Consider the following 17,521-nt stretch of genomic DNA (forward strand, 5'->3'; position numbering starts at 1 on the left):
CCGCTGACAAAAAGCCCTCAGTCGGATGACTGAGGGCTTTCTTTATATTCCATCAAATCTCCTGGTTGACAATCCAGCAACTTACAGAGCTTTTCTATTGTTCGCGCATCGATACCGCCTGTCCCATTCTTCAATTTGCTCAAGATAGACGGACTAATACCATTTTTTCGGAGGTAATATTCTGTTTTTCCCCGCTGCTTGATCGTAGCGAACAGCTTATTATAACAAATTGGCAAACACTCACCACCTTTTTTATCATTATAGCACCACACATAAAATTGCACAATATATGTTCATTTTTTAGTACATATTTGCCATTGCCATATTGTACTATCTTTAGTACAATACAAGGTGAGGTGAATAACAAATGTACAATTATCTACATGGGCAGTATGAGCTTTGGCTGGAATCTCCGCTTTACAAACGTCTCCAAAACGAGATTGAAGCCGAGTCCAGCGCGTTCTACAAACTGCTCGACCAGCAGCCGGCCGCTTTCGAGCTGGAAACGCTCGCCAACGACTATGTCGGCGAGGCAATGCGCGCCGCGTTCCTCTGCGGGCTGTGCTGGTGGAGCGTGCATCAGCAGGCGGTGCGGCAACAGGCTATGCACACCCCAACCTGAAAAAAAACGGCGGAAATCCTGCATTTCCGCCGTTTTTTCTACTTCATTCCCCATAAATGCCCGCTCGGTCATTTATAACCAGCGTGCGCAGCAGGTCCTCGGACAGGTTCAGGCCCTTGCCGTCCCCCTCGCCCTTGAGCCAGCCGTTGCGCACCAGCTTTTCCACCGTCGCGCGCCCCCAGTCAGGCACCGCGTCCACTGTCCCGTAAACCGTCCTGCTCTGCTCGATCAGCCGCTTTACCTCGTCTGCCGTCATATCATCCATCTCCCCTGTCAATCCGGTTTTGAATGCGTTCCATGCCGCCGCGCTCTCTACATACGGCGCGGGGCAGGTCTTGTGCGTCACATCGTAATGGCGCACCACATGATCGGCCCCGATGCCGTATTTCTCCATCAGCATGCGCGCCAGCGCCTCCGCGTTTTCGATTGTGCCTTGCCGGAAGTAGTACTTCCCATCCTGCAGCCGGCTGCACATCTCAATGCCGATGCTGTTGGCATTGCGGCAGTAGGGATGGTAATAGGTCCCTTTCGTGCCACAGTGCCAGGCAATATCATGGTCGGCAACGCTCTGCCAGACCTCGTTTTCGTCCACAAAATAGTGGGCCGAGGTCGAGATATCCTCCCGCGCGAAATAATCGGCGTTGTTTTGCGCGGTATCCCCGTCGTTGGCCGTAAAATGGATCACCAGATATTGAATATCCCCCTTGCCGCGCGACGCGGGCAGATAGTTGCCGCCGTTCGCCTGCTTAAAATGTATCTCCATCACATTTCACCTCCTCCCTGCATAAACTCTAAAAAAAGCCGTACAGATTGACACAATTTGGTCAATCTGTTCTATGCTTATGCAAAAGGTTGTGCTATAATGTGGGGTAGACACGTTTGAGAGGAAGATTTTTCAATGGTATACAGTAACATCCTCGAGGCAGTCGGCCATACGCCCATGGTTCGCCTGAACCGTATGGTTCCGGCGGGCTGCGCGGAGGTGTTCGTCAAATTCGAGGGGCTTAATGTCGGCGGCTCGATCAAAACGCGGACCGCGCTCAATATGGTGGAGGATGCCGAGCGCCGCGGGCTGCTCCAGCCGGATACGGTCATCGTCGAGCCGACCAGCGGCAACCAGGGCATCGGCCTGGCGCTGTGCGGCGCGGTCAAGGGCTACGCGGTCAAAATCATCATGCCGGACTCCGTTTCAGAGGAGCGCCGCAAGCTGGTGCAGCACTATGGCGCTGAAGTCATTCTGGTACATGACGCGGGCAATATCGGCGACTGTATTGCGGAATGCCAGCGAATTGCGAACGAAATGGCAAAAAAATGACCCAAAGGTCTTTGTTCCTGGCCAATTTGACAACCCCGCTAATCCTGCGGTCCACCGGCATCATACCGCAACCGAGATCCTGGAACAGGTCGGCGCCCCGATCGATGGGTTCTGCTCCGGCTTCGGCACAGGCGGCACGATCAGCGGCATCGGCGAGGTGCTCAAGGCGCAGAACCCTCAGTTGGAAATCTGGGCGGTCGAGCCGGAGAACGCCGCCATCCTGTCGGGCGGTTCGATCGGCACCCACCTGCAAATGGGTATTGGCGACGGCATCATCCCCAGAAACCTGAACACCAAAATCTACGACCACCTCTACATCGTTACGGACGAGGAGGCGCTCCGCACCGCCAAGGACCTTGCGCGGCTCGAGGGGCTGATGTGCGGCATTTCGAGCGGTACAAACGTCGCGGCCGCCATCCAGCTTGCCAAAAAGCTCGGTACTGGCAAAACGGTCGTTACCGTCCTGCCGGATACCGCGGAGCGGTATTTCTCCACCCCGTTGTTCGCCGAAAACTGAAAAAACACCGCGGAATCAAAATTCCGCGGTGTTTCTTATTTCAGCCTGCGCTTTCGGAACGGATGCGCAGCATCTTATATCTTAATAGTTGTCCGCCTTGATCTCAAAGTAAGCCTGCGGATGTGCGCAAACCGGACATACCTCAGGCGCCTGCTTGCCAACAACGATGTGGCCGCAGTTCGAACACTGCCAGATGCAGTCGCCGTCGCGGGAGAATACCACCTTGTTCTCCACGTTGGAGAGCAGCTTGAGGTAACGGGCCTCATGCTCCTTCTCGATCTCACCGACCTTTTCAAACAGGTACGCAATATCGTCGAAGCCTTCCTCGCGCGCTTCCTTGGCAAAGGTCGCGTACATGTCGGTCCACTCGTAGTTCTCACCCTCGGCCGCCGCTTTCAGGTTGGCCGCGGTATCGTCGATGCCGCCGTTGAGCAGCTTAAACCAGATCTTCGCATGCTCCTTCTCATTATTCGCGGTTTCCTCAAAAATCTTCGCAATCTGGACGTAGCCGTCCTTCCGTGCCTTGGATGCAAAATAGGTGTATTTATTGCGCGCCATGGACTCGCCCGCAAAAGCGGTCTGGAGGTTTGCTTCCGTCTTGCTGCCCTTCAAGTTTGCCATAATAACATTTCTCCTCTCGTTTTTTACAGGATTTTTATTTGTGAACGGCGCTTCCGCCGCCAAAATAACACCGGTTACGCCTTGCCGCCGCATTTCGGGCAAAGACCCTCGAACAAAATATCGTACCGCTGCACCGAAACGCCAGACGCATCGTCGATGCGCTCGATCAGGTTATCGATATGTGGCATATACACATCGAACACCGCGCCGCAGCCGCTGCAGCGGACATGGTAATGCTCCTCGGTATTGAAATCAAAGCGGTCCGCCCCGTTTGGAACAGGAACACGGCGGATCTCTCCCTGATTGGCCAGCTGGTTCAAATTGCGGTATACTGTGGCCTTGCTGATCGACGGGTGCTCCGCCGCAACCGCCGCATATACAGTATCCGCCGTTGGATGGTCGTGCATGCGCAATACCGCCTGCAGGACAATCTGACGCTGTACAGTATTTCTGGTCTGCATAATGTCACCCTCTTTCTAATTAATATCTTATATCAATTGATATTTTACTCCTCTTTTCAACTCTTGTCAAGTATTCCCGAAAATAAAATAAAAAAACCGTTTTCCCATGTCGTACATGGAAAAACGGTTTCTCTTTTATGCCGCTGCCTGCCAGCAGGGGTACAGGCGCATCCATACCGCATCCGCCGTCATATGCTCCCGCCGCGTGCGGAACCGCAGCTCCGGACAAGCTCCGCCTGTGTAAAGCAGCTCCACGTCCGCGCCGCCCTTGAGCAGGCCCGCGAAACGGACTTCCGGCAGGCACGCGCCCATATAGCCGGCAATCCGAATCCGGACATCTTCACGGCCATGCGACAATTCCGCCAGCTTCTCCACCACAGTCCGGCAGGCATCCGGCTCCGGCAGCGCGACAAACGCGGTCCCACCGGCACGCGCCAGCAACCGGCAATCCGGCGCCTGCCCCTTTACCGCCTGCATGGCCATATGCGCAATCCGGCCGGTGTTGTCTTCCACCAGCACCGCGACAGACAGGCCTTCCAGCATGGCATACAGGGTCTGCTCGAGTATTCGCAGGGTCCGGTCGGTTTTCCGATGCGCCCGCAGCGCATATTCGCGCCCCTCCGCACAGTCGGACGTGCGCAGGAGGCTCCAGCCGCCCTTTATTTCGGTGCATACCGACTGACGGGCATCCTGCCCGTTTATCTGCATCTGCTTCATTGATTTCATCCTTTTGCCAAGTAAAATTACCAGATTTCTCATTTCTTGACAAATATTTTACCATGTTTTTTTGCTCGCCTGCAACAGTAATTAGATCTTTTTGTATAAACTGACATTCTGTTTTTATACAAAATTCATAATCTTTTTCTTTTTGTGTGTATATATGACAGGGAATAGCGGTCGCTCTTCCCCCTGCGCTGTGCAGTTTTCACGTTTTCCACTGGCAGCTTTGTATATTCCGCTCAAAGGCGGTATCACAGCACATACCAAAAAACCATCGCGTAGTGACACAGACTTCCCACGATCACGAACAGGTGGAACAGCTCATGGAAGCCGATCAGCGGTCCGAGATTTGGTTTCTTCGCCATATAAATAATACCGCCCACGGTATAGGATAGGCCGCCTGCTGCCAGCAAGGCGATCGCCGGCACGGGCATGGACAGCACCGCGCCAAAGTCAAAGGCAATCGCCCAGCCAAGCACCAGATACAGCGCCGTACCGATCAATCGCGGCGCATCGATCCAGAGCAGCTTGACCGCGATACCGGCCAGTGCGACCAGCCAGACCGCACCAAGGAACACATAGCAGCGCGGCGACGGCATATAGCGTAAGAGAATCGGGGTATAGCTTCCCGCGATCAGCACATAGATCATGCTGTGATCCAGCTTTTTCAGGCGCCGCACCACTGCTTCGCCCTTCTCGGAAAAGTGGTACACGCTGCTTGCGGAATACAGAGCGATCAAGGAAAGGCAGAAGATAACGGCCGCAGCAGCCAGCGAACCTGATACCGCACTGCCGAACAGCAACCGCACCAGTACGATCAGCAAACCAAGCCCGCTGAGCACCGCGCCCACAAAATGTGAATAACTGGAAAACGGCTCCCTGGCTTTCTGGAATACGCGGGGCATATTGTTTCCTCCTCAATTTAATATAGTTTATAAAACTATTTTATATCTTTTATGATACTACATTTTTCAAAAAATGCAAGCACTGTTTTGTAAACATTTTTCCCTTGCAAGCAAAAAATACACCTGCCTTTTCGAGCAGGTGTATTTCCCTTTTAAGCGGTTACAATGACCGTCTGCGATTCCTCGTCCCAATCGACTGCAAAACCGCACAGGTCGCCCAGACTACGCAGCTTATAATAGGTATACCCGTCAACATTATAAGCCGCGACCATGCTGGGTACGCTGTCCGCCACGGTCGGCTCTGTGATGGACTGAACCGTGCGGGTCTCGCCGGACAGGGGCGCGTTTTCCGTCCCCAGCGGCGTGTATGGCGTAAACGACTGCAGCTCCACGCGATTTTTCCCGCTGTTCCACTCTACGTTAAACGCGCTGCCCGTTCCCCCCAGCAGGACCGCAACGTCCCGCACGCGCACATAATTGTTGCCATTGATGTAGTAGGCCGGCAGCTTGGCCAGCTCCCCGTTGACCGATACCGCGGCCAGCGCCGGAACCGCCTGGTCGGTCTGCCGCAGCAGCGCGGACACCGGCCGGTCCATCGTGATCCCGTAACGCGAAAGACCCTGTAGGGTAACGGAAATCTCGGACAGACCAGGATTGGTCAGCGCGCTGACCTGTATCCCCGCCTGTGCCAGCAAGTCCGGCATCCAACTGTCATACGCGCCGAACGGGTAGGAAAAATAATTGACCTTTTCCTGGCCGGTATGCGTCAGGATCAACTGTACGCTGCTCGACAGGTCACCGCCCACCCGCGCGTTATACGCGCTGCGCGATTCTCCCTTAAGGCGCATCACCCCGTTGATGCCATCGGGCGCGTTGTTTCCGCCATACTGCGGGTTATGCAGGTTATAGGTATGCGAGCCGACCTCGACAGCGCCGCTGTCCACCATCTCCCGCAGCTCATCCCAGGTCATATTGTGCCGTGCGGAATCGGCGTCCCCTTCCTGCCGGATATTATGCGCAACAACCGCAATCGCGGCTTTCATACCGGTGTTCTGCAGCACCGGATAAGCATAATCATAGTTGGAGCGGTAGCCATCGTCGAAGGTTACCATCACCGCCTTGTCCGGCAGCTGCATTTTCCCTTCCCGAATATTGATCAGGTCCGCCGGCAGCAGCGGCGTATAGCCGAACTGCTGTAAAAATTCCATATCCAGCCGGAACCGTTCGTCCGTGACCGTCATGCTGTTGGTTTTGGACGGGTCGGTCGTCAAATCGTGATACATCAGCACCGGCAGTTTCGTGCCGGCCGCACCGCAGGTTCCGAAAGCGGAAAGCATCACCGCAAGGCAGGCCGCCAAAAGCCCATCCCTCAAAAACCGTTTCATCGCACTGGTTTGCCCCCTTTTATCGCAATCCCCCATGGTTTATTGTTTAAGTATAGCATATTTTTGTGCCGCTGTCCACCTGCCGGCCGTCTTGCGGCCGGTTCCGGTCTGTGGTATAATCACAGCAATACGCCGCAGGCCGTCCGGCGGCAGGCGCATCGATTTCCCCAAAAGGAGGCTTCCGATCATGGACAACCGTTATCTGATCGATTTCTACAGCCACTATGACGAGGACAGCCGGCTGCGGCTCCCGCACGGAACGGTTGAGTTTCTGACCACCATGCATTACATCGGGAAATACCTGTCCCCCGGTAGCCGCGTGCTTGAAATCGGCGCGGGAACCGGCCGCTACTCCCACGCGCTCGCGCAGCAGGGCTACACCGTGGACGCGGTGGAGCTGGTCGAACACAACATCGAGGTGTTCCGCGCGCACACCCAGCCCCAGGAAAAGGTACGCGTCGTTCAGGGCAACGCACTGGATCTGTCCGCCTTTCCGGACGGCACATACGATATCACGCTGCTGCTCGGGCCGCTGTACCACCTCTACACCAAGCGGGACAAGCAGCAGGCGCTGCGGGAGGCGCTCCGCGTAACAAAGCCGGGCGGTATTGTTTTCGCCGCTTATGTCATCTCTGACGGCTGCCTGCTGGACGAAGGCTTCCACCGGGGCAATATCGATGTGCGCGCGTATATCCGCGACGGACTGCTCGATGCGGAAACCTTTGCCGCTACCTCGCAGCCAAAGGACCTGTTCGAGCTTGTTCGCAAGGAGGATATCGACAAACTGATGGCGGATTTCCCCGTGACCCGCCTGCATTATGTGGCGTCGGATGGCTGTGCCCTGTTCATGCGCGAGGCGGTCGACCAAATGGACGAAGCGGCCTTCGCACTGTATCTGAAATACCACTTCGCCACCTGCGAGCGGCCGGATCTGGCGGGCGTCACCAGCCATGCGCTCGATATTTTCCAAAAGTGAGCCGCCGGACAGATAGCCCGCACCCTTGCACCGGCCGAGGGAAAGGACTATAATATAAGGAAAGGAATGAGGTGAACGCATGTCCGAGCTTGATGCGCTGATCGACGAGGTTTTTTCCGATCAGGATATCCAGCCTGCCGATGTGCCGCGGCTTGATCTGTATATGGACCAGGTGTTGTCGCTGTTCGACGAGACGCTTTCGGCGGAAAAACGCGACCCAACTGACAAGTTGCTGACAAAAACCATGGTCCACAACTATGTCAAGGAGGGCTTGCTGGCACCCGTGCGCGGCAAAAAATACACCCGCCAGCAAATCATGCAGTTGCTCTGCGTCTACCATCTCAAGCAGACGCTCAAGCTCAGCGACGTGAAGGCCCTGACCGGACGGGACGGCGTGGATTTTGAGGCCGGCTATACGCGGCTGCTCCAGAACAAGGAGCGCATCCGCGCGCTTATCCCGCCCCTGCTGCGCGAGTATCTGCCCGCCGACCCGCATGATCCGGACGAGCGTCTCGTGCTTTGCCTGACGCTGAGCGAAACCGCGATCTATCTGCGCCGCCTATGCGAGCGCCTGATCGATACCATACCGGAACAGAGTGGAGGAACTACCTGATGTCTATTGAAAAAGCAAAAAACCATTTGTCCCGCTTCGGTGCGGCGCAACGCGTGTTGGAATTCGACACCTCCTCCGCCACCGTCGAGCTGGCGGCACAAGCTGTCGGTTGCGAGCCGGCCCGCATTGCCAAAACGCTGTCGTTCCGCACGAACGGCGGCGTAATCCTGATTGTCACCGCAGGCGACGCTAAGGTGGATAATCCCAAATACAAGGCCCGCTTCGGCTGCAAGGCAAAAATGCTCGCCTTTGATGAGGTCGAGCCGGAAATCGGCCACGCGGTCGGCGGGGTCTGCCCGTTCGGCATCAACTCCGGCGTGACCGTTTTCCTGGATGAATCACTCCACCGGTTCGAAACGGTATTCCCCGCCTGCGGCTCCGCGAACTCTGCCATCGAGCTGACCATTCCGGAGCTGGAGCAGTTCTCCGGCTACAAGGCATGGGTGGACGTATGCAAGGGCTGGCGCGAGGCATAACCGTTTCCCTTGCGCAGTTCGGCGCCGGAACGGACAAGCGGCACAACCTGCACGCCATTCAATCGTTTGCGCAGGAAAGCTCGGATGCCGGCGCATCCATGCTGTTTTTGCCGGAATACAGCATGTTTTATGCAAAAACGAACAGGCGGTCGCTGAACATACAGGCCGCAGAGCCGCTGGACGGTCCGTTCGTGACCGCCTTGGCCGAGCTGGCGCGGCGGCATGGCCTGTGGCTTGCCGCCGGTGTATATGAGCGCACGGATGGCCTGCCGTACAACACCGTCGTTGTGCTGGATGCCCGCGGCACGTTGCGCGGCTGCCACCGCAAGCAAATGCTGTATGATGCGTTCGACTACCGCGAATCCGATGAATGTCGGGCGGGCGACTGTGCTTTTCCGACAGTAGATACCCCCGCCGGACGCCTTGGCATTATCACCTGCTTCGAGCTTCGTTTTCCCGCGCTGGCTGCCGCGCAACGGGCCGCAGGTGCGGAAGTTCTGTTCGTCCCCGCCGGCTGGGTCGCGGGGCCGAACAAGCTGCTGCACTGGCGCACCCTCCTGTGCGCCCGCGCGATTGAAAACCATATGACCGTACTCGGCGCCGATCAATACGCGCCGAACCGCTTCATTGGCCACAGCGCCGCGTTCGCGCCGGACGGCGCCGGACTCGGCGCGCTCGAATCGGGCTGTGGCCTGCTCAATATATCAATATGAATCGAGGAATCAACATGCAATTCGATCCCACGCTCTACGTTATTACGGACAGCAGCTACCACACGGAGGACAGCCTGTTGAGCGCGGTCAGTGAGGCCTGCGCCGGCGGCGCGACGCTCATTCAGCTTCGCGAAAAGGATACCGGCGGCCGCGATTACCTTGCGCTCGCGCGGCGGGTCAAGGAGGTCGCCGACCGCTTCCGGGTGCCGCTCATTATTGACGATCGGGTGGACGTCGCCCTCGCCTGCGGCGCGGCGGGCGTGCATGTCGGGGCGAGCGACCTGCCGGTTGCGGTCTGCCGCAGTCTGCTGGGGCCGGACCGGATCGTCGGCGCGACCGCGAAATCCGTCGAAGCCGCCAAGGCCGCTTATGCGGACGGCGCGGACTACCTCGGCACAGGCGCGATCTATCCCACCACGACCCACGTTGCCACCAGGCTGACGCCGGTTTCCACACTGAACGAGATCTGCCGCGCCGTTCCCATTCCGGTGGTCGCCATCGGCGGCCTGCAGGCAGATAATCTGGACGTTCTCGCGGACAGCCCGATCGCGGGTGTGGCGGTCGTGTCCGCCGTTATGAAAGCGGACGACCCGCGCGCCGCAGCGGCCGCAATCCGTCAAAGGGTGCTGTCCATGCGCGAAAAGCGCTGACGCCGCGCTCCCCCATGCAGCAGAATACGAAAGCCGCAGGTCCTCTCACGGAGCCTGCGGCTTTCTATATGGTGTATTCAGTTGTCTTTTTTATGCCGCTCCCGATACTGCGACAGGGAAAGCCCCTCATATTGCTGAAACAGCTTGTACAGCGCCCGCGATGAGGTGAAGCCGATCTTTTCCGCGATCTCCTCGATGGACAAATCGGTCGTACACAGGTAATTTTTTGCGTATGCAATGCGGAGCAGGTTGGTGTTTTTCATAAATGTTGTAGAGAACATCGCTTTATAGGCCCGATTGATGTGGCGCGGCGATACGTTAAGGGCTTCAGCCACGCTTTCCACCGAAATATTTTCCGGATAATGCGCATGGATATACATGGACACCTGCATCGCCAGGTTTTCATGACCGGAGAAATGCACGTCCCTGACCGGCGCTCTCATGATCTGCCGCAGCGTCAAAACGAAAAACTGATAGCACAGCATGACTGCCTGCGTATTCCAGCCGAGCCGGCGCTCCCTGATTTCCTCAAGGATGCGTTCGACGTTCTGCCGTGCGTCTGCATGTGCGTTGAGTATCTGAAAGCCTGTTCTATCGACCGGAAGCAGCGCCTGCCGGATATCCGCAAGCTCGGCTGTCCCATCCGGCCCGTTCATGGCAAGCCGCTCGCAGGGGACAATGTCAAAGATCAGCGCAAAGTACCGTTTGGGTACGTCAGGGTCGTAATACAGATGGTGCTTGATATCCTTGGAAAGGACGCACGCCTGCCCCTCCCGCAATTCCTGCACCGTACCGGCAATATTGATCCTTACATTCCCCTCCAGTACATAATAGATCTCATACATGGGATGGTTATGCGGGAATTCGGCGATCCAGCGGTCGAGCATTTCCGCATAATATACAACAAATTTATATCCGGAAAACGCAAGCTCCGCTATGTTCTTCATATACTGCCGGTCATTCATATTTACAGCAGCGATCCTCCCTCATGGTACAGATGGCCTATCGCATCTGCCGCCTTATAAGCCCCAAGCACCTTCTCATAAGTGACCTCAAACGGCTGGTTGTGTATGAAGCCCTGCTCCAGCGCCGCTTTTGTCATGATATCGTACTCTTCGTCCGTCAGGTCGCTCAAATGCATATCATCAAAGGTGATGGGCAGGCCCACATCCCGACAGAAGCGGTAAACCTCGTCAAGCTGTTCATTGGATGCGCCCTGCATCACGAGCTGGCAGCAGGTGGAGAACGCCACGCCCTCGCCGTGGTAAACATATTCCTCTCGGTCCGGCAGCGCCAAGGTGCCGAAATAAAAGCTGTGATCCGAAGAAGAGCCGTTGTTTTCAAACCCCATGCCGCTCATCAGTATGTTCACTTCTATTATAGCATTATATGCGTCGCTCAGCGCCCTTTTTTCCGCGGCCAGCTTGGCCTGCCGGCCGTACCGGAACAGCATGTCGTAGGACAGCTTGGCGATCGCCAGCGCGCTGTGCGTACCCACGCCGCCGTGGTGATTATTAAAATAATTGTCCTGACACACTAGGCCGCCGACATAGGTGGAAAGCGCGTCGCCCATGCCAGAGACGAATTGGCGTACCGGCGCTTTCAGCAGGATCTCGGTATCCACCAGCACAAGGTCGGGGTTTTTGGGGGAGTTGATCGCCTCGGTCATCATGTGCGTCTGTTCGTCGTAAATGCAGGATGCCGCGCTGGTATAGGCGTCGGTCGCCGCAATTGTCGGAATGATGACCTCGTTGAGCAGCCCGCCCTTAAACGCCGCCGCCTTGACCGAATCCACCACCTTTCCACCGCCAATGCCAATCAGCGTCTGTGCGCCGAACGACTGCGCCGCGTCCATCAGCTTCTGGATATTGGACCAGCTGCATTCGCCGGAAAACTCATAAAAGGAGACTTCTTTTCCCGCGAGCGCGACGGATATGGTGTCCTTCAGGTCGCGCATCCGGTTTTTGCTGGCGACGACCAGAAATTTTGAACCCATCCAGTCCACATATTTGTTCAGGTCGTGAAGCACGCCGTAGCCCTGCACATACTTTCCGCAGCAGCCCATGACTTGTGTCATCATTTCAGTATTCCCTCGCTTTCCCTCTAAAACAGTCGTCCGGTCACAGGCGCAGCATCTCTTCCAGCTTTGCCGTGATGCCATCGCGGTCCATGCCGTAATAATGGTAGATGTCGTCCGTCGAGCCCAGCACAGCGAACTCATCCGGCATGCCGACACGGCGGAAATTGCCCTTGTAGCTGACCTCGCACAGGACCTCGGCCACCGCGCCGCCCAGACCGCCGTTGATCGAGTGGTCCTCTACGGTGACGATATTGTCGGTCTTCTGCGCCACACGCAGGATGGCGTCCTCGTCGAGCGGCTTGATGGTGTGCATATCCAGAACGCCGATGCTCGAGCCATGCTTTTCCTTCATCATTTTGGCCGCCATCAGGCACTCGTACAGGTTGGAGCCGCACGAGATGATGTAGGCGTCCGTACCCTCCAGCGTCTCGATCGCCTTGCCAATGGTCAGCTCATAATCCTCGGCGTAGACGTTCGGCGAGCCTGCGCGGTCGATGCGGATAATCATGGGACCTTCGTAATCCATCGACGCACGGATAAACTTGCAGCACTGCGCCGCATCAGCGGGAACGACAACCGTCAGGTTGGGGATAGCGCGGTAGAGCGCCAGGTCTGCGATGTCGTTATGGGTCGGGCCGCCGCCCGCGGTCACGCCCGAATGGGTGCCGATGAGACGGACCTTCACGTCGTTATACGCAATGTCGGTATGGATCTGGTCGGCCGCGCGCAGGGGCAGGAACGGACCGAACACCTGAGAGAACACCGTGCAGCCGGACAGCGCCAGACCTGCCGACGCGCCGACCTGGTCGGGCTCGGCAATGCCAAAGTTGAAGCACCGCTCCGGAAACTCCTTGAGCAGCTTGCCCGCCGAGGAGGACGGCGCCACATTATCACTGAAGGTAAACACAAAATCCTTGCCCTCGCAGGCCATCTTGTAAAGCTCCTCGCCGTACGCCTCGCGGGCGTTGGAGAGCATCATATCAAAATCGTAAGTCGTTTTCGCTGCCATCGTTCATCACGCCTTTCTCATTTTTGCAACGTCCGCGAGCGCGGTCTTGAGATCCTCTTCACCGATGCCGCCGCCGTGCCACTTGTGGTTGCCTTCCATGAAGGAAACGCCCTTGCCTTTGACCGTGTTGGAGATAATGAACGTCGGCTTGGCGCGCTTTGCATAGTCGCGCTCCGGCAGGTGGTCGAGCGCCGCGCAGACCTGCGCCATGTCGTTGCCGTCCTCGATTTCGATGACCTCCCAGCCGAATGCGCGCACCTTGTCCGCCACCGGATCTATGTTCATGACATGTTCGGTCGTACCCGTCATCTGCAGGCCGTTTTTGTCCAGGATGCAGGTCAGGTTGTTTAGCTGGTAATGGCCGCCCGCCATCAGGGCCTCCCAGTTGGTACCCTCGTCGAATTCGCCGTCGCCGATCATGACGATAACGCGGTAGTTTTCCTTGCGGTAGCGCGCGCCGAGCGCATAGCCGACCGCGATCGGCAGGCCGTGGCCGAGCGAGCCAGCCGAAACCTCGATCTGCGGGCATTTCTTTCGGTTGGAGTGCATGCCAAACTTGTACTGGTCGAGGTTTTCAAAGTGCTCGACCATGTAGTCCTGCGTGTACGCCCCCAGATCGGAAAAGATGGTGTACAGCGTCTCCGAGCAATGGCCCTTGGAGAGGATGAAGCGGTCGCGGCCCTCCTTGTGCGGGTCCATGACGTCAAAGTTCAGGTATTTGTAATACAGCGCGACCGCCATCTCCACAATGGACAGCTCGCCGCCCAGATGGCCCATACCGATGCGGTAAATAAAATTCAGCAGATCGCTCCGGATATCGACGCACTTGTCCTCCAGCTCCGCAATCGTCAACAGCTTTTTCTCGCTCATCTTCAAGACCCTCCTTGTTATTCCCCGTCAAACCGGTTGCATCGGATGACGATTTTCGGATATTTGCCGCTCAGGTGCGCCGCAAACGCCTGCTCGCAGTCATCGATATCAAAGATCTGCTCCGGCTTTGTGAACGCGCTGAAATCCATATCCGGCAGCATCAGCGCCGTGCGCTCAAAGTTGAAATGCGTGCAGTAGGTGCCGCTGACCGTGATCTGCCGGTTGTAGCAGTACTCGTACAGGTTGAACGGCAGGTCGTACGAATTCGGGAACATCGCGGAAAACAGCACGGTGCCGCACTTTGCCGCAAGCGGCAGCACAGACTGCGCCGCGCCCGGCACGCCGGAAACCTCGACAATCACGTCATAGCCATGCCCCTCGGTGATCTCCATGCCGCGCGCAAACAGGTCCTCTTTCGTGGGATCGACCGTGTAATCCACGCCGATGCTCCTGGCGATCGCGCAGCGCTCCTGGTTCGGCTCGGACAGGGTCAGGCAGGCCGCGCCGCGCTTTTTGAACAGCTGGCAGGTGATCAGGCCGATCGGACCGCCGCCGGAAACCAGCACGCGGCCGCCGGTCTGCAGGTTGGACTTATCCATGATGCGCACGCCGATGGAAAGCGGCTCCATCATGCAGCCCTGTAGCAGGCTGACGCCCTTGGGCAGCTTGACCACCTGGGACTTGTGCCAAACGACATACTCCGCCATGCATGGCTCATTGCCCGCGTTCTCACAGTATTCCGGATTGCCGGTCTTGCAGTAATAGCAGCTTCCGCAGTAATGCAGGAAATTGCCGCCCACATGGTCGCCCACCTTGAGTCCAGTATCGCCGGCGCGCTCGCCCAGCTCGACGATCACGCCCGACATCTCATGCCCCAGGCCGAACGGCGGCTCCAGACCAAACGCGCCGCCCACGATATGCGGATCCGAGCCGCAGATCGAGCAATACGCAACCTTGATCTTCACTTCCTCCGGCCCGACCGGCTTTACCGCAAAGTCGACAATGCCGACCTTGCCCCGCTTCGTCTCGTCCGGATCCTTCATATTACCGACCTTAATACCGCATACCACTTTCATTGCGTTTAGCCTCCTTATTCTTGTTGCGTTGTTGTGTTGCAGCTCAGTCCTCCGCCTGCTTGGCAGCCATACGGCGGCGGGTCAGCTCCTCTACGATCTCGTCAAACCGCTTCTCGGTCAGCGAGTACCGCGTATAAACCAGAATGCCAATGATCAGGATGACCGCCGGCACCAGAGAATTCAGCGCCTTGATAACGGTCAGTGTCGCTTCGTTCTGCACCGCGTTCGCCACATAGCCGGTGAAGCTGAACAGGATGGTCGGCAGGATACCCGCGATCGTCATGGAGATCTTGATCGAGAACGATGCGAGCGAGAAGATCAAGCCGCCGCAGCGGCGTCCGGTGACATATTCGCCGTATTCCACGCAATCCGGCAGGGTGGACCAGATCGTTGCCAGCGTCATGCCGTAGCCGAACGAGCCGAGCGCCTTGCCAATGCAGAAGCCGATCATCATTGTGTTTGGCATGACAAAGAACAGCAGCATGCCGATCGTGGAGATCGCGCAGCCGTAAATTACGGTCATTTTTTTGCCCACGCGCCGTGCAATCGCCGGTACGAACAGCATCGGGATAATGGACGGAAGCGTTTGCAGCAGATTCCAAGTACCCATATCCATCGAGGTAGAGATGTTATACTGCACCACGTTGTACTGCAGGAAGTAAGTGCCGACCGAGGAAACCAGAATGTTGTAGGTGTAGGCCGCCAGATACATGACAAACAGGATGAGCAGCGGCTTGTTCTTTGCAAACTGCGTACCGATATCCCGCCAGCGGAACGGCTCCTCCTTATCCATCGCGGATTCCGGCACGCGCTCCTTGCACACCTTACCAGCCACAAGGAACGAAATCACCATTACGACCGAGAGGATCAGCATGGCGCGCTGGTAGCCGTTTTGCGGCGTAGTACCCAGCGATTCGGACAGCTTTGGCACCAAGATAGAGCAGGCCACGCCGCCGATACCCGAGCAGAACATACGGAACGAATTGAGTTTAGCGCGCTCGATCGGGTCCTGCGTCATGGAAGAGGACAGCGAGGTCACCGGAATGATGATGCCGGTAAACAGCATACCAAACAGGATATAAGTAAACCACGCGTACGCAACCTTGCTGATGCTTTCCGGCGTTGTGAATACCAGCACCGTCGAAATGCCGTACGGGATACACAGCCCCACGAACCAGGGGATGTATTTGCCATGCTTGAAATGACATTTTTCCACGATCGCGCCCATCAGAGGGTCGTTGATCGCGTCCCAGACACGCGCGGCCAGGAACAGTGCGGTTACCTGAGCAGGCGTGATGCCGAAGATATCCGTGTAGAAAAACGTTAAGTAAATCGTGATCGTCTGGAATACCAGGTCGCTGCCAAAGCCCCAGAAGCCATAGGCGAGCTTTTCTCCGGTACCAATTTTGACATAGAAGCGTTTGCTTTCATTTTGTAAATTCGTCATACCGTTCTCCTATTCCGTATCATTGTTTTATCCTCTTTTCCGCTTATGCTTGATTCCGTCTCCCCCTCCTAACGCATGCATCATTCCTCAATCCGCGGCTGTCCTGCAGCAACAGCCGCGCATCAATCGCACATCAATCGACGAATTTCCCCATTTTCTCATAGGCCTCAGGGATAACCGTCTCCGGTCCTTTCGCCCAGATCTCCGAATTGAGCACCTCAACCGATACCGGACCGTCATAGCCGCAGGCGCGGACGCATTCCATGTATCGCCGCACGTCGATCCGCCCGTCTCCCGGCATGCAGCGGTGGTTCTGGTCAAGCCGCGCAAACGGAATCTTTTCCGCATCGTTGAGATGCACCATGAACACCTTTTCCGGCGCGATGCGGCAGATCACATCAAAGTCCGCGCCCACATCCCACAAGTACAGGTTGAAATCGTCGATCACCAGCCCGACCTCCGGCCGGTCCGCCGCCTGCACCAGCCGCCAAGCGGTGCCGATATCCCCGATCGCCATGGTTCCGACCGGCTCGAAAGCGATCTTCATCCCTCTCGCCCCGCCCCTGTCCGCTAGGCGATGCAACGCCTGCAGCGTGTCCGTAAAGACCGCTTCGTCGGTGACGCCTGCCGGCAGATCGGCCCGTTCGTTAGAAAGGACGATCACCCGATCCGCACCGGCCGCTTCCCCCAGGTCGCAGGCGAAGTCCAACTGGGCGCATACGTCCTCCCACTGCTGCTCTGTGCAAAAGTTTATGGAAAATATTGCATTTATCGAGGCGCACCGCATCCGGTGCGCTTGCATCAGCCGGCTGAGATCCTGCAGCGTGTGTTCCTGCAGATAGTTTCTCGCCTTTTGAAAATCGATTTCCACCGAGGAAAAACCCACGTCCGCGCAAAGCCTGATATCCTGCTCCAATGATGAATTCGCCGCGCAGGTCTGCAAATTGTAACATTGTTCCATATCCTGTCCTCCTCCGCCTCCAATCGTACTATTGCATATATTTTTTCTTTTTGTACGTTTCATTTTAAACAATTCGCACAAACTTTCCATGTTTCAGAGGGACA

At 56.8% G+C, this 17,521-nt stretch carries 22 protein-coding genes; 8 read left to right on the forward strand and 14 right to left on the reverse strand.

All coding sequences use genetic code 11. The features are described 5' to 3' along the window. Nucleotides 1-17: 17 nt before the first annotated feature. Entirely contained in the window at nucleotides 18-284 is a 267-nt protein-coding gene (locus tag H8S45_RS16555) for a helix-turn-helix domain-containing protein (protein ID WP_307718887.1), read from the reverse strand. An 83-nt stretch (nucleotides 285-367) separates the two neighbouring features. On the opposite strand from H8S45_RS16555, the gene H8S45_RS04165 reads away from it, so the two are divergent. Beyond that, entirely contained in the window at nucleotides 368-622 is a 255-nt protein-coding gene (locus H8S45_RS04165) for a hypothetical protein (protein ID WP_054326820.1), read from the forward strand. A gap of 43 nt (nucleotides 623-665) precedes the next feature. Here H8S45_RS04165 and H8S45_RS04170 read toward each other — a convergent pair whose 3' ends face one another. Further along, on the reverse strand, nucleotides 666-1,385 hold the full coding sequence (locus H8S45_RS04170) for a peptidoglycan recognition protein family protein (RefSeq protein ID WP_054326819.1): 720 nt from the start codon (nucleotides 1,383-1,385) through the stop codon (nucleotides 666-668). 135 nt (nucleotides 1,386-1,520) lie between these two features. On the opposite strand from H8S45_RS04170, the gene H8S45_RS16975 reads away from it, so the two are divergent. Beyond that, nucleotides 1,521-1,937: a PLP-dependent cysteine synthase family protein gene (locus tag H8S45_RS16975; RefSeq protein WP_456236938.1), complete on the forward strand. Its 417-nt coding sequence runs from the start codon at nucleotides 1,521-1,523 to the stop codon at nucleotides 1,935-1,937. After that, on the forward strand, nucleotides 1,912-2,454 hold the full coding sequence (locus H8S45_RS16980; protein WP_456236939.1) for a PLP-dependent cysteine synthase family protein: 543 nt from the start codon (nucleotides 1,912-1,914) through the stop codon (nucleotides 2,452-2,454). The genes H8S45_RS16975 and H8S45_RS16980 overlap by 26 nt, the downstream gene beginning before the upstream one ends. A gap of 81 nt (nucleotides 2,455-2,535) precedes the next feature. Here H8S45_RS16980 and rbr read toward each other — a convergent pair whose 3' ends face one another. From rbr to H8S45_RS04200, 5 genes are all read right to left on the reverse strand, one after another. Beyond that, nucleotides 2,536-3,075 (reverse strand): rubrerythrin, encoded by a 540-nt coding sequence (gene rbr / locus H8S45_RS04180; RefSeq protein ID WP_054326817.1) that lies wholly within the window; start codon nucleotides 3,073-3,075, stop codon nucleotides 2,536-2,538. Between the two features lie 74 nt (nucleotides 3,076-3,149). After that, nucleotides 3,150-3,536: a Fur family transcriptional regulator gene (locus H8S45_RS04185; protein WP_054326816.1), complete on the reverse strand. Its 387-nt coding sequence runs from the start codon at nucleotides 3,534-3,536 to the stop codon at nucleotides 3,150-3,152. Nucleotides 3,537-3,671: 135 nt separating this feature from the next. Further along, nucleotides 3,672-4,253, reverse strand: a complete 582-nt coding sequence (locus tag H8S45_RS04190) for a hypothetical protein (RefSeq protein ID WP_054326815.1) — start codon at nucleotides 4,251-4,253, stop codon at nucleotides 3,672-3,674. A gap of 254 nt (nucleotides 4,254-4,507) precedes the next feature. Beyond that, on the reverse strand, nucleotides 4,508-5,161 hold the full coding sequence (gene trhA, locus H8S45_RS04195; RefSeq protein WP_054326814.1) for a PAQR family membrane homeostasis protein TrhA: 654 nt from the start codon (nucleotides 5,159-5,161) through the stop codon (nucleotides 4,508-4,510). 152 nt (nucleotides 5,162-5,313) lie between these two features. After that, a complete protein-coding gene (locus H8S45_RS04200) occupies nucleotides 5,314-6,546 on the reverse strand; it encodes a polysaccharide deacetylase family protein (RefSeq protein ID WP_159068066.1) in 1,233 nt (410 codons plus the stop codon). Between the two features lie 187 nt (nucleotides 6,547-6,733). On the opposite strand from H8S45_RS04200, the gene H8S45_RS04205 reads away from it, so the two are divergent. From H8S45_RS04205 to thiE, 5 genes are all read left to right on the forward strand, one after another. Further along, entirely contained in the window at nucleotides 6,734-7,522 is a 789-nt protein-coding gene (locus H8S45_RS04205) for a class I SAM-dependent methyltransferase (protein ID WP_207724442.1), read from the forward strand. 79 nt (nucleotides 7,523-7,601) lie between these two features. After that, nucleotides 7,602-8,135, forward strand: a complete 534-nt coding sequence (locus H8S45_RS04210) for a DUF1836 domain-containing protein (RefSeq protein WP_107630885.1) — start codon at nucleotides 7,602-7,604, stop codon at nucleotides 8,133-8,135. Continuing rightward, a complete protein-coding gene (locus tag H8S45_RS04215; RefSeq protein ID WP_054326810.1) occupies nucleotides 8,135-8,611 on the forward strand; it encodes a YbaK/EbsC family protein in 477 nt (158 codons plus the stop codon). The genes H8S45_RS04210 and H8S45_RS04215 overlap by 1 nt, the downstream gene beginning before the upstream one ends. Beyond that, nucleotides 8,587-9,324 (forward strand): nitrilase-related carbon-nitrogen hydrolase, encoded by a 738-nt coding sequence (locus tag H8S45_RS04220; protein ID WP_186949604.1) that lies wholly within the window; start codon nucleotides 8,587-8,589, stop codon nucleotides 9,322-9,324. Before H8S45_RS04215 ends, H8S45_RS04220 begins: the two co-directional genes overlap by 25 nt. Before the next feature lie 14 nt (nucleotides 9,325-9,338). After that, nucleotides 9,339-9,974, forward strand: coding sequence for a thiamine phosphate synthase (gene thiE, locus H8S45_RS04225; RefSeq protein WP_107630887.1), 636 nt, complete (start codon nucleotides 9,339-9,341; stop codon nucleotides 9,972-9,974). Between the two features lie 77 nt (nucleotides 9,975-10,051). On the opposite strand, the gene H8S45_RS04230 is transcribed toward thiE, so the two are convergent. The 7 genes from H8S45_RS04230 to H8S45_RS04260 form a co-directional block, all read right to left on the reverse strand. Further along, entirely contained in the window at nucleotides 10,052-10,939 is an 888-nt protein-coding gene (locus tag H8S45_RS04230) for an AraC family transcriptional regulator (RefSeq protein ID WP_186949606.1), read from the reverse strand. Between the two features lie 2 nt (nucleotides 10,940-10,941). Then, nucleotides 10,942-12,054 (reverse strand): glycerol dehydrogenase, encoded by a 1,113-nt coding sequence (locus H8S45_RS04235; protein ID WP_054326805.1) that lies wholly within the window; start codon nucleotides 12,052-12,054, stop codon nucleotides 10,942-10,944. Nucleotides 12,055-12,094: 40 nt separating this feature from the next. Then, a complete protein-coding gene (locus tag H8S45_RS04240; RefSeq protein ID WP_186949608.1) occupies nucleotides 12,095-13,063 on the reverse strand; it encodes a transketolase family protein in 969 nt (322 codons plus the stop codon). A 6-nt stretch (nucleotides 13,064-13,069) separates the two neighbouring features. Then, nucleotides 13,070-13,933, reverse strand: coding sequence for a transketolase (locus tag H8S45_RS04245; protein WP_107630890.1), 864 nt, complete (start codon nucleotides 13,931-13,933; stop codon nucleotides 13,070-13,072). A 17-nt stretch (nucleotides 13,934-13,950) separates the two neighbouring features. Beyond that, nucleotides 13,951-15,009 (reverse strand): zinc-dependent alcohol dehydrogenase, encoded by a 1,059-nt coding sequence (locus tag H8S45_RS04250; RefSeq protein ID WP_054326803.1) that lies wholly within the window; start codon nucleotides 15,007-15,009, stop codon nucleotides 13,951-13,953. Between the two features lie 43 nt (nucleotides 15,010-15,052). Then, complete coding sequence (locus tag H8S45_RS04255; protein WP_107630892.1) at nucleotides 15,053-16,456, reverse strand: MFS transporter; 1,404 nt, start codon at nucleotides 16,454-16,456, stop codon at nucleotides 15,053-15,055. A gap of 133 nt (nucleotides 16,457-16,589) precedes the next feature. Continuing rightward, the gene (locus H8S45_RS04260) at nucleotides 16,590-17,417 is read right to left on the reverse strand and encodes a sugar phosphate isomerase/epimerase family protein (RefSeq protein ID WP_054326800.1); all 828 of its coding nucleotides are present in this window, start codon (nucleotides 17,415-17,417) and stop codon (nucleotides 16,590-16,592) included. Nucleotides 17,418-17,521: the final 104 nt, after the last annotated feature.

Origin of the sequence: Agathobaculum faecis, assembly GCF_014287995.1 — a bacterium.
Taxonomy (GTDB): domain Bacteria; phylum Bacillota; class Clostridia; order Oscillospirales; family Butyricicoccaceae; genus Agathobaculum; species Agathobaculum ammoniilyticum.